The sequence below is a fragment of the Cronobacter sp. JZ38 genome (assembly GCF_008932145.1).
GTDB classification, from domain to species: Bacteria; Pseudomonadota; Gammaproteobacteria; order Enterobacterales; family Enterobacteriaceae; genus Cronobacter; species Cronobacter muytjensii.
Genome location: NZ_CP017662.1, coordinates 591568 through 611937, shown reverse-complemented (window position 1 = coordinate 611937; position 20370 = coordinate 591568). Strand labels below are relative to the sequence as shown.

The following is a 20370-nucleotide window of genomic DNA, read 5'->3' as shown; positions in this document are numbered from 1 at the left end:
ACGCCGTGGATCACCTGCCGATATTTTGTCAGTTACGCAATCGCGCCTGCCTGCTGGTCGGCGGCGGCGATGTTGCGGAGCGTAAAGCGCGTCTGCTGCTGGAGGCAGGCGCTACGCTTACGGTCAACGCGCTGGCGTTCGCGCCGCAGTTTGAAGCCTGGGCCGAACAGGGCATGCTGACGCTGGCGCCGGGCGCTTTCGACGCCCGTCTGCTGGACGACTGCTGGCTGGTGATCGCCGCCACGGACGATGACGAGGTCAATAACGCGGTCAGCGACGCTGCCGAAGCGCGACGCATCTTCTGCAACGTGGTGGATGCGCCGAAACAGGCGAGCTTCATCATGCCGTCTATTATCGACCGCTCGCCGCTGATGGTTGCGGTCTCGTCAGGCGGCACTTCACCGGTGCTGGCCCGTCTGCTGCGCGAAAAGCTCGAAGCGCTGCTCCCTCAGCATCTCGGCAAAGTCGCCGGTTACGCTGGTCAACTGCGCCGCCGCGTTAAACACACATTCACCTCTATGAGCGAGCGCCGCCGCTTCTGGGAAAAATTTTTCGTGAACGACCGCCTCGCGCAGTCGCTGGCGAACGACGATGAACAGGCTGTGACCCGCATTACCGAAACGCTGCTTAACGAGCCGCTGGACGATCGCGGTGAAGTTGTGCTGGTGGGCGCAGGCCCTGGCGATCCGGGTTTGCTGACGCTCAAAGGGCTACAGCAGATCCAGCAGGCGGATATCGTGGTTTATGACCGCCTGGTTTCTGATGAAATCATGAATCTGGTGCGCCGCGACGCCGATCGCGTGTTTGTCGGCAAGCGCGCGGGCTATCACTGCGTGCCGCAGGAAGAGATTAACCAGATCCTGCTGCGTGAAGCCCAGCGCGGCAAACGCGTGGTGCGCCTTAAAGGCGGCGACCCGTTTATCTTCGGGCGCGGCGGCGAGGAGCTGGAGACCCTCTGCGAGGCGGGCATCCCCTTCTCGGTCGTACCCGGCATTACCGCGGCGTCGGGCTGCTCTGCCTACGCCGGCCTGCCGCTGACCCACCGCGATTATGCGCAAAGCGTGCGACTCGTAACAGGACATCTCAAAAATGGCGGCGAATTTGACTGGCACAATCTGGCGGCGGAAAAACAGACGCTGGTGTTCTATATGGGGTTAAACCAGGCCGCGGCCATTCAGGAAAAACTCATCGAACATGGCATGGATCCGGCGATGCCGGTTGCGCTGGTGGAAAACGGCACCAGCGTGAAACAGCGCGTGGTGGCAGGCGTATTAACCGAGCTGGGCGCGCTGGCGCAGCAGGTGGAAAGCCCGAGCCTGATTATCGTCGGCCGCGTCGTGGCGTTACGCGACAAACTCAACTGGTTCTCGTCTAAATAACCCTCTCTCAGGCCAGCACCGCTGGCCTGAAAAAAATCCCTCTTAATTTCAAACAATTAACTAAAAATATATTACATCCTGCCAACATGCGGCGATTTTGTGATCTGCCTCGCCAACACTATTCATCATGTGTTGTTATATTGGTTATGCGTCATCTCATTATGAAAACAGCCTGACGGCATTCCGCGACCCCACATAACGGGTCGTGCGGCCTCCTGCTGCCTTCATCCAGGCGACGCGCTCTGAATCCTACAACCCTGTTCAATACTAAAAAGGTAACGATATGGAAGGCCAGGAACTCCAACGCAAGCTCGGCTTCTGGGCCGTGCTGGCCATTTCCGTCGGAACGACCGTCGGTTCCGGTATTTTCGTTTCGGTTGGTGAAGTCGCGAAAGCGGCAGGCACCCCGTGGCTGACCGTGCTCGCTTTTGTGATTGGCGGTTTAATTGTTATCCCGCAGATGTGCGTTTATGCGGAGCTCTCCACCGCCTACCCCGAAAACGGCGCAGATTATGTTTATCTGAAAAATGCCGGCAGCCGTCCGCTGGCGTTTCTCTCCGGCTGGGCCAGCTTCTGGGCTAACGACGCACCGTCGCTCTCTATTATGGCGCTCGCCATCGTCAGTAATTTCGGCTTTCTGGCGCCACTCGATCCGCTCACCGGTAAGCTCGTCGCCACCGGGTTGATCCTTGCCTTTATGCTGCTTCACCTGCGCTCGGTGGAAGGCGGCGCCACGTTCCAGACGCTAATTACCATCGCCAAAATCATTCCTTTCGCGATTGTGATTGGCATCGGCGTTTTCTGGCTGAAGGGCGATAACTTCACGGCGCAGGCAACCAGCGCCACCACCAGCGCAGCGGCGGGCATGATGGCGCTGCTGGCGGGTATCTCGGCCACCAGCTGGTCCTATACCGGTATGGCGTCTATCTGCTACATGACCGGCGAAATCAAAAACCCCGGCAAAACCATGCCGCGGGCGCTGATTGGCTCCTGCCTGCTGGTGCTGGTGCTCTACTCACTGCTGGCGTTGGTTATCTCCGGGCTAATGCCGTTTGAAAAACTCGCCGCCTCCGAAACGCCGATTTCCGACGCGCTGACATATATTCCGGCGCTCGGCAGCGTGGCGGGCGTATTTGTCGCCGTTACCGCCATGATAGTTATCTTAGGCTCGCTCTCCAGCTGCGTGATGTACCAGCCGCGCCTGGAATACGCGATGGCGAAAGACAACCTGTTCTTCAAATGCTTCGGCCATGTGCACCCGAAATACAACACGCCGGATGTCTCCATCATCCTGCAGTGCGCGCTGGGCATCTTCTTCATCTTCGTGTCAGACCTTACCAGCCTGCTCGGCTATTTCACCCTGGTGATGTGCTTTAAAAACACGCTTACGTTCGGCTCCATCATCTGGTGTCGCAAGCGTGAGGACTATAAACCGCTGTGGCGCACGCCGGCCTTCGGCCTGATGACCTTCGCCGCCATCGCATCAAGCCTGATTCTGGTTGCGTCCACCTTCGTGTGGGCGCCCGTTCCGGGCCTTATCTGCGCCCTGATTGTTATCGCCACCGGTCTGCCCGCTTACGCCTTCTGGGAAAAGCGCAACCGCCGCCTGGCTCATGTTTCTTAACCCTGTCTGGAGAGTTGTTTCATGCTGAATATCGATAAAAGCACCGTGGATTTCCTGGTCACCGAAAACATGGTTCAGGAGGTGGAGAAAATTCTGGAAAAGGATGTGCCGCGCGTACACGCCATTGTGGACGAGATGATCAACCGCGGCATCGACCGCATCTATTTTGTCGCCTGCGGCTCACCGCTTAACGCGGCGCAGACGGCGAAGCACCTGGCGGACCGCTTCTCCAGCCTTCAGGTTTACGCGCTTTCCGGCTGGGAGTTCTGCGACAACACGCCGCACCGGCTCGATGCGAAATGCGCGGTAATTGGCGTCTCCGACTACGGCAAAACCGAAGAGGTCATCAAGGCGCTGGAGCTGGGTTCCGCCTGCGGCGCGCTGACCGCCGCCTTCACCAAGCGCCCGGACAGCCCGATCGTGCAGGCCGCCGAACATGTGGTGGCGTATGAAGCCGACTGTATCTGGGAGATCCATCTGCTGCTCTGCTACAGCGTGGTGCTGGAGATGATCACCCGCCAGGCGCCACACGCTGAGATCGGCAAAATCAAAAACGATCTCCGCAAGCTGCCGCAGGCGCTGGGGCATCTGGTGCGCACCTGGGAAGACAAAGGCCGCCAGCTCGGCGAGCAGGCGTCACAATGGCCGATGATCTACACCGTGTCCGCAGGCCCGCTGCGTCCGCTCGGCTACAAAGAGGGCATCGTGACGCTGATGGAGTTTACCTGGACGCACGGCTCGGTCATTGAGAGCGGTGAGTTCCGCCACGGGCCGCTGGAGATTGTCGAGCCGGGCGTGCCGTTTCTGTTCCTGCTTGGCAATGATGAAAGCCGTCATACCACCGAGCGCGCCATCCGCTTTGTGCGCGAGCGTACCGATAACGTCATCGTTATCGATTACGAGGAGATTTCCCAGGGGCTGCACCCGTGGCTCGCACCGTTCCTGATGTTCGTGCCGATGGAGTGGCTCTGCTACTACCTCTCCATCTACAAAGACCACAACCCGGACGATCGCCGCTACTACGGCGGCATTGTTGAATATTAATCCCCCGCCCGGCCCCTGCGGGGCCGGGCATGGCTGCAAGGAGAAGGGTTATGAAAACGGGTATGTTTACCTGCGGGCATCAGCGGCTGCCGCTGGAGCACGCCTTTCGCGACGCACACGAACTGGGCTATGACGGGCTGGAGCTGTGGGGCGGCAGGCCGCACGCGTTTGCGCCGGATCTCAAAGCGGGCGGCATTCGCCAGGTGAAAGCGCTCGCGCGCGTTTATCAGATGCCGATCATTGGCTACACGCCGGAAACCAATGGTTATCCCTATAACATGATGCTGGGCGACGAGCGGATGCGTCGCGAAAGCCTCGACATGATCAAACTCGCCATGGAAATGGCCAAAGAGATGGACGCGGGCTTTACGATGATCTCCGCCGCCCATGCGGGCTATCTGACCGGGCCGGACGCCATCTGGCAGCGCCTTGCGGATAATCTGCGCGAGCTGTGTGATTTCGCCGGGGATATCGGCATCGATCTGCTACTGGAGCCACTTACGCCTTATGAATCCAACGTGGTGTGCAACGCAAACGACGTGCTGCGAGCGCTGTCGCTGGTGCCCTCTGCGCGCCTTTACAGCATGGTCGATATCTGCGCGCCGTTTGTACAGGGTGAGCCCGTCATGAGCTACTTCGACAAACTGGGCGATAAGCTGCGTCATCTGCATATCGTTGACAGCGACGGCGCAAGCGACAGCCACTACATCCCCGGAGAAGGCAAAATGCCGCTGCGCGAGCTGATGCGCGATATCACTGACCGCGGCTACGACGGCTATTGCACTATCGAGCTGGTCACTATGTATATGAATGAGCCGCGGCTTTACGCCCGTCAGGCGCTGGCGCGCTTTCGCGACCTGCTGCCGCAGGAGGCGCTATGAAAACTCTGGCGACGGTTGGCGATAACTGCGTGGATATTTATCCGCAACTTGGCAAGGCGTTTTCCGGCGGCAACGCCGTTAACGTGGCGGTTTACAGCACTCGCTACAGGATGCGGCCCGCGTGCGTCAGTTGGGTCGGCGATGACGATTATGGCGACATGCTAAGGCAGGATCTGGCACAGTACGGCATAGATATCTCGCATCTGCATACTCAGCCTGGCGTCACGGCGCAGACCCAGGTGGAGCTTCGCAATAATGACCGCGTTCTTGGCGACTACACCGAAGGCGTGATGGCGGGCTTTACGGTCAGCGACGAGGATCTGCGCTGGCTGATGAGGTTCGATATTATTCACTCCGCCATCTGGGGCCATGCCGATCCCGCCTTTCCGGCGCTTCACGCCGCCGGGAAGACGCTGTCGTTTGATTTTGCCGACAAATGGGAAAGCCCGCTGTGGCGTACGCTGCCAGAGCATCTTGATTATGTATTTGCCTCTGCGCACGAAGAGACGCCGTGGCTGCGCGACCGCCTGCAAACGGTGGTGGAGTGCGGCGCAGGTGTTGCCATCGCGACCCTGGGCGAGCATGGCAGCCTGGCCTGGGATGGCGCGCAGTTCTGGCGCATGCCGCCGGAGCAAGTCCAGGTGATTGACACGATGGGCGCCGGAGATTCTTACATCGCCGGTTTCCTCTGCGCTATCGCCGCCGGGCTGCCGCTCGTTGATGCCATGAAACAGGGTACGCAGTGCGCGGCGAGAACGCTTGGCTATCACGGCGCCTGGTAAGGTCTGCGTTGGCGTGACGTAACTCACGCCAACGCCCTGTCACTCCTCAATAAACGCTCTTATAATCATCCCCACGTTTTCTACAACCTCAGGGTCGATACATGCCAGCCACGGAGCGCTACTCTCATCAACTCCTTTATGCCACTGTCCGCCAGCGTCTGCTTGATGACATAGAGCAAGGCGTCTACCAGGCCGGTCAGCAGATCCCCACAGAAAGTGAGTTGTGTACGCTCTATAACGTCAGCCGCATCACTATTCGTAAAGCGATTAGCGATCTGGTGAAAGATGGCGTCCTGATCCGCTGGCAGGGCAAAGGCACGTTTGTACAGAGCAAGAAAGTGGAAAACGCCTTACTGACCGTCAGCGGCTTTACGGATTTCGGCGTGTCGCAAGGCAAGCCCACCAAAGAAGAAGTGATTGAACAGGCGCGCGTCAGCGCAGATCCGTTCTGCGAACGCCTGAATATTCCGGGCGGTAGCGAGATGTTCCTGCTCCGCCGGGTGATGTATCTTGATGGCGAACCGCTGTTTATCGACGCCTCGTGGATCCCGCTTTCACGCTACCCGCAGTTTGACGACATTTACAGCGCGGGCGCTTCAACCTATCAGCTGTTTCAGGAACGCTTCGATACGCAGGTGGTAAGCGATAAAAAGACCATCGATATTTTTACCGCCACCAAAGCAGAAGCGCAGTGGCTGAAATGCGAGCTGGGCGAGCCGCTGTTTCGCATCAGCAAAATCGCATACGACCAGCATCAAAAACCCGTGCACTATTCCGAGTTGTTCTGTCGCGCTAATCGCGTCACCCTGACTATCGATAACCAGCGGCGCTGAACAACAGCGCCCGCGCGGTTTTTCCTTCCCTGCAAGTCCTGTTACTGACGTTGACTTCCCCTGCCTGGAGCTGCATAAAGTCATCCCGTTATGAATTATCATAAAAGATATTCATATCAGTTATTTAGGAACCTTTATCAATAGGGATGCACAATGAAAAACCTGATTAAACTCGCCATGCTGGCGGCCGTACTGTCATCACTGACCGCCTGCACCGGCCATATCGAAAATAAAAACAAAACCTGCAGCTATGACTATTTGCTCCATCCGGCGATTTCTATTTCCAAAATGATCGGCGGCTGCGGGCCGGCGGCAGATCAGTAAGCGTTGGTCTGAGAAATAAAAAACCCCTCGCGTGAGGGGTTTACAGGCGGCAATAAAAAACCGGGATTACCCCGGTTTTCTCTTTGCGTGACCTTACGGCTGGGCCACAAAGCCGATGGCTTCGTAAACCTTTTTCAGCGTTTCGCCAGCGTGCGCACGGGCTTTTTCGGCCCCTTCCTTCATCACGCTCTGCAGAAAGTCTTCGTCGTTGCGGTAGCGATGATAACGCTCCTGAAGCTCGGTCAGCATGCCGGAAACGGCATCTGCCACTTCGCCTTTCAGGTGGCCATACATTTTGCCTTCGAAATGCTGCTCCAGTTCCGGGATACTCTGACCGGTCACGGCCGAGAGAATATCCAGCAGGTTGGACACGCCCGCTTTGTTAGCCACGTCATAACGCACCACCGGCGGTTCGTCGGAATCAGTGACCGCGCGTTTGATTTTCTTCACGACTGATTTCGGGTCTTCCAGCAGGCCGATCACGTTGTTGCGGTTGTCATCGGACTTGGACATCTTTTTGGTCGGCTCCAGCAGCGACATCACGCGCGCGCCCGATTTCGGGATGAACGGCTCCGGTACGCGGAAAATATCGCCGTAGATAGCATTGAAGCGCTGCGCGATGTCGCGGCTCAGCTCCAGATGCTGTTTCTGGTCTTCGCCCACCGGCACCAGGTTGGTCTGATACAGCAGGATATCCGCCGCCATCAGCACCGGGTAATCAAACAGGCCAGCGTTGATGTTTTCCGCGTAGCGCGCGGATTTATCTTTGAACTGCGTCATGCGGCTCAGCTCGCCGAAATAGGTATAGCAGTTCAGCGCCCAGCCCAGCTGTGCATGCTCCGGCACGTGGGACTGAACGAAAATGGTGCTCTTTTTCGGGTCGATGCCGCAGGCGAGATAAAGCGCCAGCGTATCCAGCGTGGCTTTGCGAAGCGCGGCCGGGTCCTGACGCACAGTGATGGCATGCTGATCCACGATGCAGTAGATGCAGTGATAGTCGTCCTGCATGTTAACCCACTGACGCAGCGCACCCATATAGTTACCGATGGTCAGTTCTCCGGATGGCTGCGCGCCACTAAAAACGATGGGCTTACTCATTTTTTAATTCCTGATTTTCACTGTGGGGTAGCCCGAACGCGGGCAGTAGGTCGCGGAAATGGTCAAAGACGAGATCCGGGTTGCTTAACGTTATCGCTTCGCCGTAGTTATAGCCATAGCTCAGGCCGACGCTTGCGCAACCGGCGGCCTGCGCCGCCTGAATATCATTGCGTGAATCGCCCACAAAGAGCAACTCCTGCGCCGACACCTGCAACGCTTCCATGACTTTCAGCAGCGGCTCCGGGTGTGGTTTTTTATGCTGGACGTCGTCGCCGCCGATAATAATGCTGAAGTATTCCGCGATGCCGAGTGATTCCAGCATAGGCGCGACGAAGGGCGTCGGCTTATTGGTGACCAGGCCAAGCGCCAGACCGTGACGGCGCAGCGCGCCAAGCGTCTCGTACACGTCAGGGAATAATACGCTGCCCGCTTCCACGGCCTCGCCATAATAGCGGTCGAACAGCCGACGCATCATGCGGGCCTGTTCGTCTTCGGGAATAGCGTCCGTTTCCGCCGGTTTTCCTGCGGCGGCGCGCAGCGCGGCCTTTTCCTGCCGCGCCCAGGTGAGCGCGCGCTCAACCAGCACATCGGCGCCGTTGCCAATCCAGGTAATGACGCGCGCCTCGCCCGCCGTGGGGAGCTCCAGCGCATAGAGCGCGTTATCCACGGCATACGTCAGGCCCGGCGCGCTGTCCACCAGCGTGCCGTCGAGGTCGAACGCGACAGCGCGAATCGATTGCAGCTTATCCATGAGAAACCTTCGCCAGCTCACTACGCATATCGTTGATGACTTTCTGATAATCCGGCTCGTTGAAGATGGCCGAGCCCGCCACGAACATGTCGGCGCCCGCTGCGGCGATCGCGCCGATATTGCTGACCTTCACGCCGCCATCCACCTCCAGACGGATATCGCGCCCGGAGGCGTCGATGCGCTGGCGCACTTCTTTAAGCTTGTCCAGCGTCTGGGGGATAAAGGACTGACCGCCAAAGCCCGGGTTTACCGACATCAGCAGAATAACGTCGAGCTTGTCCATCACATAGTCGAGGTAGCTCAGCGGCGTCGCCGGGTTAAAGACCAGGCCCGCTTTGCAGCCGTGCTCTTTGATAAGCTGCAGCGAGCGGTCGATGTGCTCGGAGGCTTCCGGGTGGAATGTAATGATGCTGGCGCCCGCGTCGGCGAAATCCGGGATCAGGCGATCGACGGGTTTCACCATCAGGTGCACGTCGATTGGCGCCGTGATGCCGTAATCGCGCAGCGCCTTCAGCACCATCGGGCCGATGGTGAGGTTGGGCACATAATGGTTATCCATAACATCGAAATGGACGACGTCGGCACCGGCGGCGAGCACCCGGGCGGTGTCTTCACCCAGCCGGGCAAAGTCGGCCGACAGAATCGAGGGGGCAATCAAATACTGTTTCATCCGCTTCTCCATTAAGTCTTGTGTATATGGCGGACGGAACCGGCTCAGGCTTCATAAAGCGCCAGCAGTTCGTCCACCTTTCTGCGCGTGCCGCCATTGCTGCTGATGCTGCGTCGTACCCGCACCTTATGCAGCTTCGCCTGCTGATACCACTGGCGGGTCAGCTCGGTGTCGTGGTTGGAAATCAGCACCGGAATACGCTGGCTTTGCAGCCCTTCCGCAAGCTGTGCCAGATGCTGTTGCTGTTCCAGATTAAAGCTGTTCGTATGATATGCCGTAAAGTTCGCGGTGGCGGAGAGCGGCGCGTAAGGCGGATCGCAATAGACCACAGCGCTGCTCTCCTGCTGCGCCCGCGCCATGCTGGCGTCATAGGATTCACAAATAAACAGCGCGTTCTGGGCGCGCTCAGCGAAGTGGTACAGCTCCGTCTCCGGAAAATAGGGCTTTTTGTAACGGCCAAACGGCACATTGAACTCGCCGCGCAGGTTGTAGCGGCACAGGCCGTTATACCCGTGGCGATTGAGATACAAAAAGAGCAGCGCGCGGCGGAACTCGTCCCGGCTCTGGTTAAACTCTTCGCGCAGCTGATAGTACACCTCGGCCTGATTATGCTCGGCGGTAAACAACAGACGCGCCTCGCTGACGTAATCGTCCGTTTTATCTTTCACCGTGGTGTAGAGGCTTATCAGATCGCTGTTGATGTCGGATAACACGTAGCGCGAATAATCGGTGTTAAGAAAAACCGATCCCGCGCCGACGAAGGGCTCGATAAGACACTCCCCTTCAGGGAGATGACGTTTGATATCTTCGAGCAGGGGGTATTTCCCCCCTGCCCATTTAAGAAAAGCGCGATATTTTTTCATGCTGCCTGATTAATTCATACCTTCCCACGCTGTGGAGAGGACGCTCCGACAGCATACTGCGCTTTACTCATTACTTCAGATCGGCCTGGACCTGGTGAATCGGCTTAGCCCACGGGTTTTTCGCCTGAACGTCTGCCGGCAGCGAAGACACAGCGCGTTTCGCCTCATCTTTCGAGCCGTACACGCCGCTCACCAGCACATACCACGGCTGACCATTACGGGTGGTCTGATACACCACGTAGTTTTTCAGATTCTCTTTTTTCGCCCACGCGTTCAGGTTGTTGTAGTTCGAAGAACTGCTCAACTGAAGCGTGTAATGGCTACCCGGAGCAGATTTCAGCGCACCGACATTACCCGCGCTCGCGCCGCCCGCAGGGGCGGAGGACTGGCTTGCCGCAGGCGCGCTGCTCTTCGGTGCCGTCGCGGCGGTTGATGCTGGCGCTTTCACCGGTGCGGAAGCGGTGCCTGTCGCAGGCTCGCTGCGCTTCGGCGCGCTGGTCGGTTTCTGTTCCGTCGCGGTAGTCTTCGCTGGGGCCTGCTGCGGTTTGCTCTGGGTGGTCTGCGCTTTACGCGGCTCAGACTCAATCACCATCTGTTTACGCTCAGGGCGCGTGGTATTCGCATTATGGCGCGCCGGCGTCTGGGCCTGCGCGGCGTCGCGCGGCGGCTGCTGCGATGCGGCGCCATTACCATTAACCGGCGCAACGGTCGCAGGCTCGGTCGGCAGCGTCGAACCCGACACCGCGTTATCAATCTGGCCTTGTTGCTGCGTCAGCGCGTTATTCAGATCGCCCGGCACTTCGACACGCTGCTGGCCTTCCGGCGCGGCTGGCGTCTGGGCCTGGGTCGGGGTAGAAGACACCGGCGGCAGTGAGATATCCTGCGGCGAATTACCCGTGGTCTGATTCGCGGCGGAGGTATCGCCAGGCTGCGGCTGCGCGCCGTTGGCCTGATCGGACGGACTGCCCGCGTTACCGGACAGATCGATGTTTTTCTCGGCGTTCTGCGCCTGGGCGTCATCCGCTTTAGTGGCGTCGGGGCCTTTCAGCGCTGAGCCGATGCCGATAATCAGCAGCACCAGTACCAGAATACCGAGCGCCATCATCAGATGCTGGCGAGAAATGGGCCCTTTCGGGGGCGCTTTTTTACGCTTACGCGGGCGACGTTCCTGTGCCTCGTCATCCACCAGCGATTCATCCGCTTCGTAAGTCTCTTCCGTCTGCGCGCGACGTGTGCGCGCCGGACGACGATCTTCTGCGTCGACATCAACGTCATCAATGTTGATTTGCGGTTCGTTATCGAACTCAGCAGGTTTACGAGAACGACCAGGACGACGATCGCTGGGATCGGGTTTCAGCTCGTCTTCTGGTTTGAATTCATCCATTTAACACCCCACTCAAAGGCTCAGTGCGGCCTGTGCCACGCTATTGCCCGATAGTAAAAACGCCATCGCTGGCGAACAGTACTTTTTAATGATCACGCCTGCTGACAGTCAGCAATTGCGCTTAATACCAGATCGTGCGGCACTCCGCCGCGCACTTCACTCTTCCCGATAGCCAGCGGCAGCACTAAGCGCAGCTCGCCAGCCAGCACTTTTTTGTCGCGCATCATGTGCGGCAGATACGCCTCGGCCGCCATCGACGACGGGCCGGTAACCGGCAGACCGGCGCGTTTCAGAAGCGCGATAATGCGCTCGACATCCTGCGCCTCGAACTGACCAAGGCGCTGCGCGGCGCGAGCCGCCATCACCATACCCGCCGCCACGGCCTCGCCATGCAGCCAGTTGCCGTACCCCATTTCCGCTTCGATAGCGTGACCAAAAGTATGGCCCAGGTTCAGCAACGCGCGCATACCGCTTTCGCGCTCATCTGCGGCAACGACATCAGCTTTTATCTCACAGCAGCGACGAATACAGTACGCCATCGCCGCGCCGTCGAGCGACAGCAGCGCATCAATATTCTCTTCCAGCCACACGAAGAAATCGCGGTCGAGGATGATGCCATATTTGATCACTTCCGCGAGACCGGAGGAGAGTTCACGCGCGGGCAGGGTTTTCAGACAGTCGAGATCGACCACCACGGAGGCGGGCTGCCAGAAGGCGCCTATCATGTTTTTGCCGAGCGGATGGTTAACGGCGGTTTTGCCGCCAACTGAGGAATCGACCTGTGAAAGCAGCGTGGTCGGCACCTGGATAAAACGCACGCCGCGCTGATAACAGGCGGCAGCGAACCCGGTAAGGTCGCCGATAACGCCGCCGCCGAGCGCGATAAGCGTAGTATCGCGGCCATGCGGTTTTTCCAGCAGGGCGCTGAACACGGTTTCCAGCACAGCGAGGCTTTTATGCTGCTCGCCGTCCGGCAAGATCACCTGGTCAACCTTTACGCCAACCTGTTCCAGCGTGGAGCGGACTTTATCCAGCCACAGCGGCGCCAGCGTTTCATTGGTGACCAACATCGTCTGGTCACCTGCACGCAAAGGCCAAAAGGAAGCCGGATCGTTGAACAATCCGGCTGCGATGGTGATAGGGTAACTACGTTCCCCGAGAGTAACCGTTAACCTCTCCATGACGTTCAGTAACCTTCTGTGCATTTACCCGCAGGTGAGTAAGGATTTCGCCGGAATCAGTTATTTTCCAGCATATGGATAATCTGGTTAGCCACGACTTTTGCGCTCTGATCGTCAGTACGGATAGTGACGTCGGCAATCTCTTCGTACAGCGGATTACGTTCGTTAGCGAGCGCTTCGAGCACTTCACGCGGCGGCGTATCGACCTGTAACAGCGGGCGTTTTTTATCGCGCTGAGTACGGGCCAGCTGCTTTTCGATAGTGGTTTCCAGATAGACCACCACGCCACGCGCGGAGAGACGATTGCGGGTTTCGCGGGATTTGACAGAGCCACCGCCGGTCGCCAGTACAATACCCTGTTTTTCCGTCAGCTCATTGATGACTTTTTCTTCGCGATCACGGAAACCTTCTTCGCCTTCTACATCGAAGACCCAGCCGACATCAGCCCCGGTACGTTTTTCGATCTCCTGGTCGGAGTCGTAAAATTCCATGTTGAGCTGTTGTGCTAACTGACGCCCAATAGTGCTTTTGCCAGCACCCATAGGCCCAACCAGAAAGATATTGCGTTTCTCTGCCATTTTTTCGGTACTACTAAGACAATTCGTTGATGATAAACCCGCGAGCAATAACCCTGAGCTGCGGGAAATGAACTGAAACCTCTTAAGCGATAGTGCGAGAGTCAGATCAAAAATTATCTCAACACTCAAGGTAGTTTGGCAACCGAATAAATCACCGCGTCTGACGCACAGGAGTGAAAAAACAACAACGGATGCACCGCCTCCGACCGACTCTCAAATCGGTACTCCTTGTATGCTAATTCCACCCCGGCGTCAAACATCCGGCGACGATAATGGCTAAAAACTCCCGTGCGGATCAGGCTCCGTTGATAATATGCGGCGTAATAAACACCACCAGTTCGCGTTTTTCGTTGTCTTTGCCGTCATGACGAAACAGGCTCCCAAAGAGCGGAATATTTCCCAATACCGGCACCTGTTCATTCCCGGCTTTATTTTTTTGCTGGAAAATTCCGCCAAGCGCCAGCGTTTCGCCGTCTTTTACTTCCACCTGCGTTTCTATTTCTTGTTTATCAATCGCTAACACTTCGCCATCGGCCTGTTGCAGCGCCTGGCCCGGCATGTTCTGGCTGATGCGAAGCTTAAGCCGGATGCGTCCGCCCTGCCCGATAGTCGGCGTTACTTCCATGCCGAGCACCGCTTCTTTAAACTCCACCGACGTCGCGCCGCTCTCGCCGCTTGATACCTGATACGGGATCTCGCTGCCCTGCTTAATACTGGCGGGTTGCTGATGCGCGGCGAGTAGCCGCGGGCTGGCGATGATCTCCACCTTTTGTTTTTGCTCCAGCGCCGAAAGCTCAAACTCCAGCATACGCCCGTCGATACGACCGATATTAAAGCCCAGCCGCGTAGTGGCATCGGCGACCGCCAGGTCAGCGGAAATGGTGGTGGGGTGATACAGTTTCGTGGCGCCTTCGGCGTCGGCGGTGCTCCACTTAACGCCCAGCTCACGCAAGCTCTGCTGATTAATCGTCACGATATGCGCCGCCAGCTCTACCTGTCCTACGGGAATATCCATCTTCGTGACCCACTCCTGCACCTGACGCAGCGCGCTGGCGGTATCGCGGATCAACAAGCGATTAGTGCGTTTATCCACCGTGACGCTGCCACGCGGCGTCATCAGTTTATCCCCGAGCGCGGCGAGCGACGCGGCAAGCTCCGCCGCCTCGGCATGGCGCAGCGTGACAGTCTCGCTGATCAGTGGCAGATTCAACGCCTGCTGTTGGCGTGACGCCTCGCGCTGAGCCAGCTTTTGCTGCTCCCAGGCCTCCGGATATACCCGCAGAATGTTGTTCTCTTTCCGCCAGCGCAGACGCGCGCTCTCTGTGACCATCTGAAACGCCTGCTGCCACGGCACGTTTTGCAGGTGCAGCGAGACAACACCGTCTACGCCCGGCGCGATCACCAGATTCAGTTGCTCGCTCTCCGCCAGCGCCTGTAAAAGCTGTATGACCGGCGTCTCATCAGCGACCAGAGAAACGCCCGGGCTCGCGGGCGCGGCGCAGGCGATTTTCGCTGCGAGTAATAATAAAGGAAGGGATCTCCTTATCATGATGCGCATCCTTAAGTGTCCATACCAGAACCGAAGGGCGACACCCTTCGCCATTTTTTAACGTCGCCTTAACGGCGTCTGCCCCGATGAGCTGCCAGCCTGTCGGAAGCATCGCGCCGGGGCTTAACCGCAGCCACGTTTTTGCCGGCGTCTGCAACAGCACTCGCACCGCCCCGCCTTTCTGGACCATGCCGCCGTAGCGCCAGAGTGAGGCCTGATGCGACTGACAACGCGCCTGCGGCGGCGCAAACGGGTCGCGACTGGCGAAGGCTGGCAAAGACACCAGCAACAGCAGCGCCCACAGCGCGTTACTTTTCATGGGTGCGCCCCAGTTGTAACGTCAGGCGCAGCGTCTGCCCGCCGTCAGCACGCAGCGCGAACCCATGCGCCAGCATGTCGCTTCGCGCGAGCCCGGCGAAAATCGCCGGCACGTTCGGCCAGGCCAGCGCCAGTTCAAGCTCTCCCGTTTCGCCCTGCGGCTGCCAGCGGATGAGGTGCCCCTCCGCACCGGTATTCAGCGCATGCGGCGAGAACGGCGTCAGGACAAGCTGCGCCTCAAGCGCCGCGGCTTCGCGTTGCCTGTCGGGCAGCGCCGCGCGCTGCCGTTGTAAATTGCGTAGCGTCACGGCCTGCTGTTGAAGCTGCGCCTCCAGCGGGTTAATGCTGCCGGCCAGCGGCGCCAGCCCCCCGTAAGCCGTCCCCACAAGCAACGCTAACCAGCCGCCTGCACAGGCCGTACGCAGCGACGCCGGGCCGGTAAGCCAGCGGTCAATAAACAGGCGCATCGGCAGCCTCCTTTTGCAGTGAAACGCTAAATCGCCAGTAGCCCTCCTGTTCCCGGCGCGTTTCGCCAGGCGTCAGCCGCGTAAAGGGCGCAAGCCCGCGCAGCTTCTCCTCAAAAAGCGTGAGCGCCTGCGGCTCGTAAGCGTTGCCAGTGATCTCCAGCCGATTGTCGTGAAAGTGCAGCCCCGTCAGCCAGAGCGATTCTGGCAGCGCGTCGGCGAGCGTCATCAGGCGCTGCTGCCATGCCGCGACCTCCTGACGGCGGCGCTCCCGCTGCTGCCAGCGCGCCTTAAGCGACTCATAAGCCGCCTCGGCGTTTCTCGCCTGTTGTAGCTGCGCCTTTTGGGCGGTAATGGCGAGCGTTTGCGCCTCAAGTCGCTGCTGAAGCACCCGCTGCTGCCTGGCGATAACGCGATAAGTCATACCCGCTGCAAGCGCTGTGACCCATGCTGAGAGAAGAAAAAAAGTGCCCCACCGAATAAGCCGCGTGCGCCGCCGCACATGCCGCCACGGCAGCAAATTAACGTGCCGCCGCATTACGCCGCTCCCAGCGCCAGACCGATCGCGACGGCGAAGCGCCAGGGCGTATCCGGCTTCGGCGGGCAGGCCCAGGTGACGGCCTGCCACGGGTCGAACAGTTGCCAGCCTTTGTCTTCTTCCGGTAACGCGCCGCACAGGGCTATCTCCTGCGCCTGCACGCCAAGCTGCGTGCCAAGCGCCGCCAGCCCTTCGACGCCCGGCGTTGCGCACACGCCCCAGCGCTCGCGGGTTGCCCACAACCACTGCGCCCCCGACTGCGCTACCACAGCCTGACAGGCCTCGCCGGTATACGGGAAAAAGCAGGCCAGCGCGCTGGCGTCGGGCGTCAACGCGGCAGGCGTGAAGCGCAACGCGCGGGCGCAGGCCATTAGCTCCGCCACCTCAGCGGCGCGCGCGGCCGTTACCGCATACGCGTTGCCGTCCCGGCTTTCGGCAAAGTCAAACGCCAGCGCGTCGGGCGGCAGTGAGAGCTGGCGCGCCGCGACGGCGCCGAGCCACGCCTCGCACTCCGGTTCGCACAGGGCGGTGGCGGGCCGGGGAAGCTCCCGTTGCAACGTGCGCTGCGCCGGGAATCCAAGCCGGATCGATGCCGCGCGCGGGAGCTGCGCGCGCCACGGCGTCAGCGCTTCGATTAACGCCTGCCGTCGCTGTTCATCATCCTGATAAGGCGTCAGCGGGAGCGCCCACCAGCGCTGCTGCTTCCAGCCGCCTCGCCTGAGGGAGAGCGCGACAGCCATCACGCTATCTGATTGAATATGTAAGCCAATTTTCCATTCCGTGCCGATCATTTTCGAGGTTCTCCCTGTCCCGCTAAATGAAAATGCCATATCAATGCTTCTGGCTTGCCTTTATACTACCGCGCGGTTGTTTATAAACTGCCCAACAGAAACTAAATGGGAAATCCTCGGTGAAGTTCGTAAAGTATTTATTCTTCCTTGCAGTCTTTTGCATTCTGCTGGGAGCTGGCTCGATCTACGGTCTGTATAAATTTATCGAGCCGCAGTTGCCTGACGTCGCCACGCTGAAAGATGTGCGGCTCCAGATCCCTATGCAGGTGTATAGCGCCGACGGCGAACTGATCGCCCAGTACGGCGAAAAACGCCGTATTCCGCTGACGCTGAACCAGATCCCGCCGGAAATGGTGAAAGCGTTTATCGCCACAGAAGACAGCCGCTTCTACGATCACCACGGCGTCGATCCGATCGGGATCTTCCGCGCCGCGAGCGTCGCGCTGTTTTCCGGCCACGCCTCGCAGGGCGCGAGCACCATTACGCAGCAGCTGGCGCGTAACTTCTTCTTAAGCCCGGAACGCACCCTGATGCGTAAAATCAAGGAAGCCTTTCTCGCGGTGCGTATTGAGCAGTTGCTGACGAAAGATGAAATCCTTGAGCTTTACCTGAACAAAATTTACCTCGGCTATCGCGCCTACGGCGTGGGCGCCGCCGCGCAGGTGTATTTCGGCAAAACGGTAGATCAGCTCTCCTTAAGCGAAATCGCGGTGATTGCCGGTTTGCCGAAAGCACCTTCGACCTTTAACCCGCTTTACTCGCTCGATCGCGCCACCGCGCGCCGTAATGTCGTGCTGTCGCGTATGCTGAGCGAAGGCTATATCAGTCAGTCGCAGTATGACGACGCGCGCAGCGAAACCATTAACGCCAACTATCACGCGCCGGAAATCGCGTTTTCCGCGCCATACCTGACCGAAATGGTGCGTCAGGAGATGATCAGCCGTTACGGCGAAAACGCTTATGAGGACGGTTATAAGGTTTACACCACCATTACCCGCCGTATTCAGCAGGCCGCGCAGAAAGCGGTGCGCGATAACGTGATGGATTACGATATGCGCCACGGTTACCGCGGCCCGTCTAACGTGCTGTGGCGCGTGGGCGAAGCGGCGTGGGATGATAAGAAAATCACCGATTCGCTGAAGGCGCTTCCGACCTACGGGCCGCTGCTGCCTGCCGTGGTAACGTCAGCCACCCCGGACGAAGCCACCGCCCTGCTGGCAGACAGTTCCTCTGTCTCGCTGAAAATGGACGGCGTGCGCTGGGCGCGCCCTTACCGCTCCGATACCGCGCAGGGCCCGACGCCGCGCCGTATTACCGACGTGTTGCAGGCCGGCCAGCAGATTTGGGTACGTAAAGTTGATGACAGCTGGTGGCTTGCTCAGGTGCCGGACGTGAACTCGGCGCTGGTCTCCATCAACCCGAAAGATGGCTCGGTGCTGGCGCTGGTCGGCGGCTTCGATTTCAATCAGAGCAAATTTAACCGCGCCACTCAGGCGCTGCGTCAGGTAGGCTCTAACATCAAACCGTTCCTGTATACGGCGGCGATGGACAAAGGTCTGACGCTCGCGAGCATCCTGAACGACGTGCCGATTTCCCGCTGGGATGCTGGCGCGGGCTCCGACTGGCGGCCGAAAAACTCCCCACCGGAATATGCCGGGCCGATTCGTCTGCGCCAGGGTCTGGGGCAGTCGAAAAACGTGGTGATGGTTCGCGCCATGCGTGCGATGGGCGTCGACTACGCGGCGGAATATTTACAACGGTTCGGCTTCCCGGCGCAGAATATCGTGCATACGGAATCACTGGCGCTGGGCTCCGCCTCCTTCACGCCGCTGCAGGTCGCGCGCGGCTATGCGGTGATGGCAAACGGCGGCTTCCTTGTGGACCCGTGGTTTATCAGCAAAATCACCAACGCTCAGGGCGAACCGCTGTTTGAGGCGAAGCCGAAAATCGCCTGCCCGGAATGCGATATTCCGGTTATCTATGGCGAAACGCCGAAGTCGGACGTGCTGGAAAATAAAGACGTGGAAAACGTGGCGACATCCGCAGAACAGCGGAACGCGCCGGTGCCGATGCCGCAACTGGAACAGGCAAACCGCGATCTGGTCGCGCAGAGCCCGGCGCCGCAGTACGCGCCGCACGTGATAAGCACGCCGCTGTCGTTTTTAATTAAAAGCGCGCTGAACAGCAATATTTTCGGCGAACCGGGCTGGCAGGGAACAGGCTGGCGCGCGGGGCGCGACCTCCAGCGTCGTGATATCGGCGGTAAAACCGGTACGACCAACAGTTCAAAAGATGCATGGTTCTCGGGTTACGGGCCGGGCGTCGTGACGTCGGTCTGGATAGGCTTTGACGATCACCGCCGCGATCTGGGCCGTACCACGGCCTCCGGTGCGATTAAAAACCAGATTTCCGGCTACGAGGGCGGCGCGAAAAGCGCGCAGCCAGCCTGGGATGCGTATATGAAAGCCGCGCTGGAGGGCGTGCCGGAAGAGCCGCTAACGCCGCCGCCTGGCGTGGTGACGGTGAATATCGACCGCAGCACGGGCCAGCTGGCGAACGGCGGCAACAGCCGGGCGGAGTACTTTATCGAAGGCACGCAGCCGACCCAGCAGGCCGTGCATGAAGTCGGCACAACGATTATCGATAACGGGGAAACCCACGAGCTGTTCTGATACAACGACAAACGCCCCGTCATGGGGCGTTTTTTTATGGGGCGCGTTATATACGCCTGTTGCTGCGCGTTTTGCTTTTTACAGTCTGCCGTGCATCTTCAGCCATTCGCGCACTAAAAACAGCGCGCTGACATTTCGTGCCTCACTGAAATCCGGATCTTCCAGCAAATCCATCATATGCGCCAGCGGCCAGCGCTCCTGCACCAGCGGCTCAGGCTCATCGCCTTGCAACGTTTCCGGATACAGATCTTCCGCCACCAGGATATTCATTTTGCTGGAGAAATAAGACGGCGCCATGGTGAGTTTTTTCAGGAAAGAGAGCTGATTTGCGCCGAAACCGACCTCTTCTTTTAATTCACGGTTCGCCGCTTCATAAATATTTTCACCCGGATCGATAAGCCCTTTGGTAAATCCCAGCTCGTACGATTCGGTGCCGACGGCATATTCGCGAATTAATATCAGATGGTCGTCGATAATCGGCACGATCATAACCGCTTCACGCTCGGAAGGACGCATACGTTCATAGACGCGCTGCTCGCCGTTGCTGAACGCCAGGCTCACCTGTTCGATATTGAAAAGGCGTGAACGGGCTACCGTTTCGATATTTAAAATAGTGGGTTTTTGTAGGGATTTATTCATATTAACC

The 20370-nt window shown here is 58.8% G+C and carries 21 protein-coding genes; 8 read left to right on the top strand and 13 right to left on the bottom strand.

Annotated elements, in window-relative coordinates; translation table 11 throughout:
• Positions 1-5: 5 nt before the first annotated feature.
• The 7 genes from cysG to BJP61_RS02745 all read left to right on the top strand — a co-directional run bounded on the left by cysG (position 6) and on the right by BJP61_RS02745 (position 6867).
• The gene (cysG, locus tag BJP61_RS02775; RefSeq protein WP_161580017.1) at positions 6-1379 is read left to right on the top strand and encodes a siroheme synthase CysG; all 1374 of its coding nucleotides are present in this window, start codon (positions 6-8) and stop codon (positions 1377-1379) included.
• Positions 1380-1662: 283 nt separating this feature from the next.
• On the top strand, positions 1663-3003 hold the full coding sequence (frlA, locus tag BJP61_RS02770) for a fructoselysine/psicoselysine transporter FrlA (RefSeq protein ID WP_171997803.1): 1341 nt from the start codon (positions 1663-1665) through the stop codon (positions 3001-3003).
• Positions 3004-3024: 21 nt separating this feature from the next.
• A complete protein-coding gene (gene frlB, locus BJP61_RS02765) occupies positions 3025-4047 on the top strand; it encodes a fructoselysine 6-phosphate deglycase (RefSeq protein ID WP_075193274.1) in 1023 nt (340 codons plus the stop codon).
• Between the two features lie 50 nt (positions 4048-4097).
• Complete coding sequence (gene frlC, locus BJP61_RS02760; protein WP_171997802.1) at positions 4098-4928, top strand: fructoselysine 3-epimerase; 831 nt, start codon at positions 4098-4100, stop codon at positions 4926-4928.
• On the top strand, positions 4925-5710 hold the full coding sequence (gene frlD, locus BJP61_RS02755; RefSeq protein WP_171997801.1) for a fructoselysine 6-kinase: 786 nt from the start codon (positions 4925-4927) through the stop codon (positions 5708-5710). Before frlC ends, frlD begins: the two co-directional genes overlap by 4 nt.
• 101 nt (positions 5711-5811) lie before the next feature.
• A complete protein-coding gene (locus tag BJP61_RS02750) occupies positions 5812-6543 on the top strand; it encodes a GntR family transcriptional regulator (RefSeq protein WP_075193275.1) in 732 nt (243 codons plus the stop codon).
• Between the two features lie 153 nt (positions 6544-6696).
• Positions 6697-6867 (top strand): YhfL family protein, encoded by a 171-nt coding sequence (locus BJP61_RS02745; protein ID WP_038867109.1) that lies wholly within the window; start codon positions 6697-6699, stop codon positions 6865-6867.
• A gap of 93 nt (positions 6868-6960) precedes the next feature.
• Here BJP61_RS02745 and trpS read toward each other — a convergent pair whose 3' ends face one another.
• The 12 genes from trpS to BJP61_RS02685 form a co-directional block, all read right to left on the bottom strand.
• On the bottom strand, positions 6961-7965 hold the full coding sequence (gene trpS / locus BJP61_RS02740; RefSeq protein ID WP_038867107.1) for a tryptophan--tRNA ligase: 1005 nt from the start codon (positions 7963-7965) through the stop codon (positions 6961-6963).
• Positions 7958-8716 carry a phosphoglycolate phosphatase gene (gene gph / locus BJP61_RS02735; protein ID WP_075193276.1) on the bottom strand — a complete coding sequence of 253 codons (759 nt, stop codon included), beginning with the start codon at positions 8714-8716 and terminating at the stop codon, positions 7958-7960. Before gph ends, trpS begins: the two co-directional genes overlap by 8 nt.
• Positions 8709-9386 (bottom strand): ribulose-phosphate 3-epimerase, encoded by a 678-nt coding sequence (gene rpe, locus BJP61_RS02730; RefSeq protein ID WP_038867103.1) that lies wholly within the window; start codon positions 9384-9386, stop codon positions 8709-8711. The genes gph and rpe overlap by 8 nt, the downstream gene beginning before the upstream one ends.
• A 44-nt stretch (positions 9387-9430) precedes the next feature.
• On the bottom strand, positions 9431-10249 hold the full coding sequence (gene dam / locus BJP61_RS02725) for an adenine-specific DNA-methyltransferase (protein ID WP_171997800.1): 819 nt from the start codon (positions 10247-10249) through the stop codon (positions 9431-9433).
• A 70-nt stretch (positions 10250-10319) separates the two neighbouring features.
• Positions 10320-11633 carry a cell division protein DamX gene (gene damX / locus BJP61_RS02720; RefSeq protein WP_171997799.1) on the bottom strand — a complete coding sequence of 438 codons (1314 nt, stop codon included), beginning with the start codon at positions 11631-11633 and terminating at the stop codon, positions 10320-10322.
• A gap of 92 nt (positions 11634-11725) precedes the next feature.
• Positions 11726-12814 (bottom strand): 3-dehydroquinate synthase, encoded by a 1089-nt coding sequence (gene aroB / locus BJP61_RS02715; RefSeq protein WP_038867097.1) that lies wholly within the window; start codon positions 12812-12814, stop codon positions 11726-11728.
• Positions 12815-12870: 56 nt separating this feature from the next.
• A complete protein-coding gene (gene aroK, locus BJP61_RS02710) occupies positions 12871-13392 on the bottom strand; it encodes a shikimate kinase AroK (protein ID WP_004386573.1) in 522 nt (173 codons plus the stop codon).
• A gap of 295 nt (positions 13393-13687) precedes the next feature.
• Positions 13688-14938 carry a DNA uptake porin HofQ gene (gene hofQ, locus BJP61_RS02705; protein WP_255485530.1) on the bottom strand — a complete coding sequence of 417 codons (1251 nt, stop codon included), beginning with the start codon at positions 14936-14938 and terminating at the stop codon, positions 13688-13690.
• Positions 14853-15230, bottom strand: a complete 378-nt coding sequence (locus tag BJP61_RS02700; RefSeq protein ID WP_220393060.1) for a HofP DNA utilization family protein — start codon at positions 15228-15230, stop codon at positions 14853-14855. Before BJP61_RS02700 ends, hofQ begins: the two co-directional genes overlap by 86 nt.
• Positions 15231-15249: 19 nt before the next feature.
• Positions 15250-15726 (bottom strand): hypothetical protein, encoded by a 477-nt coding sequence (locus BJP61_RS02695; RefSeq protein ID WP_075193278.1) that lies wholly within the window; start codon positions 15724-15726, stop codon positions 15250-15252.
• Positions 15710-16147: a PilN domain-containing protein gene (locus BJP61_RS02690; RefSeq protein ID WP_255485465.1), complete on the bottom strand. Its 438-nt coding sequence runs from the start codon at positions 16145-16147 to the stop codon at positions 15710-15712. The genes BJP61_RS02695 and BJP61_RS02690 overlap by 17 nt, the downstream gene beginning before the upstream one ends.
• A gap of 113 nt (positions 16148-16260) precedes the next feature.
• Positions 16261-17052, bottom strand: coding sequence for a hypothetical protein (locus tag BJP61_RS02685; protein ID WP_038867092.1), 792 nt, complete (start codon positions 17050-17052; stop codon positions 16261-16263).
• A 119-nt stretch (positions 17053-17171) separates the two neighbouring features.
• Between BJP61_RS02685 and mrcA the strand changes: the two genes are divergently transcribed.
• Positions 17172-19724 carry a peptidoglycan glycosyltransferase/peptidoglycan DD-transpeptidase MrcA gene (mrcA, locus tag BJP61_RS02680; protein WP_038867091.1) on the top strand — a complete coding sequence of 851 codons (2553 nt, stop codon included), beginning with the start codon at positions 17172-17174 and terminating at the stop codon, positions 19722-19724.
• 78 nt (positions 19725-19802) lie between these two features.
• On the opposite strand, the gene nudE is transcribed toward mrcA, so the two are convergent.
• Positions 19803-20363, bottom strand: a complete 561-nt coding sequence (nudE, locus tag BJP61_RS02675; RefSeq protein WP_038867187.1) for an ADP compounds hydrolase NudE — start codon at positions 20361-20363, stop codon at positions 19803-19805.
• Between the last annotated feature and the right edge of the window lie 7 nt (positions 20364-20370).

Bases quoted from the DNA above. Each gene is read 5' to 3' on its own strand.
- rpe (WP_038867103.1), bottom strand. From the start codon at position 9,386: ATGAAACAGTATTTGATTGCCCCCTCGATTCTGTCGGCCGACTTTGCC.
- frlC (WP_171997802.1), top strand. From the start codon at position 4,098: ATGAAAACGGGTATGTTTACCTGCGGGCATCAGCGGCTGCCGCTGGAG.
- BJP61_RS02695 (WP_075193278.1), bottom strand. From the start codon at position 15,726: ATGCGCCTGTTTATTGACCGCTGGCTTACCGGCCCGGCGTCGCTGCGT.
- BJP61_RS02690 (WP_255485465.1), bottom strand. From the start codon at position 16,147: ATGACTTATCGCGTTATCGCCAGGCAGCAGCGGGTGCTTCAGCAGCGA.
- nudE (WP_038867187.1), bottom strand. From the start codon at position 20,363: ATGAATAAATCCCTACAAAAACCCACTATTTTAAATATCGAAACGGTA.
- aroB (WP_038867097.1), bottom strand. From the start codon at position 12,814: ATGGAGAGGTTAACGGTTACTCTCGGGGAACGTAGTTACCCTATCACC.
- dam (WP_171997800.1), bottom strand. From the start codon at position 10,249: ATGAAAAAATATCGCGCTTTTCTTAAATGGGCAGGGGGGAAATACCCC.
- gph (WP_075193276.1), bottom strand. From the start codon at position 8,716: ATGGATAAGCTGCAATCGATTCGCGCTGTCGCGTTCGACCTCGACGGC.
- frlD (WP_171997801.1), top strand. From the start codon at position 4,925: ATGAAAACTCTGGCGACGGTTGGCGATAACTGCGTGGATATTTATCCG.
- trpS (WP_038867107.1), bottom strand. From the start codon at position 7,965: ATGAGTAAGCCCATCGTTTTTAGTGGCGCGCAGCCATCCGGAGAACTG.
- damX (WP_171997799.1), bottom strand. From the start codon at position 11,633: ATGGATGAATTCAAACCAGAAGACGAGCTGAAACCCGATCCCAGCGAT.
- frlA (WP_171997803.1), top strand. From the start codon at position 1,663: ATGGAAGGCCAGGAACTCCAACGCAAGCTCGGCTTCTGGGCCGTGCTG.
- BJP61_RS02745 (WP_038867109.1), top strand. From the start codon at position 6,697: ATGAAAAACCTGATTAAACTCGCCATGCTGGCGGCCGTACTGTCATCA.
- BJP61_RS02685 (WP_038867092.1), bottom strand. From the start codon at position 17,052: ATGATCGGCACGGAATGGAAAATTGGCTTACATATTCAATCAGATAGC.
- aroK (WP_004386573.1), bottom strand. From the start codon at position 13,392: ATGGCAGAGAAACGCAATATCTTTCTGGTTGGGCCTATGGGTGCTGGC.
- frlB (WP_075193274.1), top strand. From the start codon at position 3,025: ATGCTGAATATCGATAAAAGCACCGTGGATTTCCTGGTCACCGAAAAC.
- BJP61_RS02750 (WP_075193275.1), top strand. From the start codon at position 5,812: ATGCCAGCCACGGAGCGCTACTCTCATCAACTCCTTTATGCCACTGTC.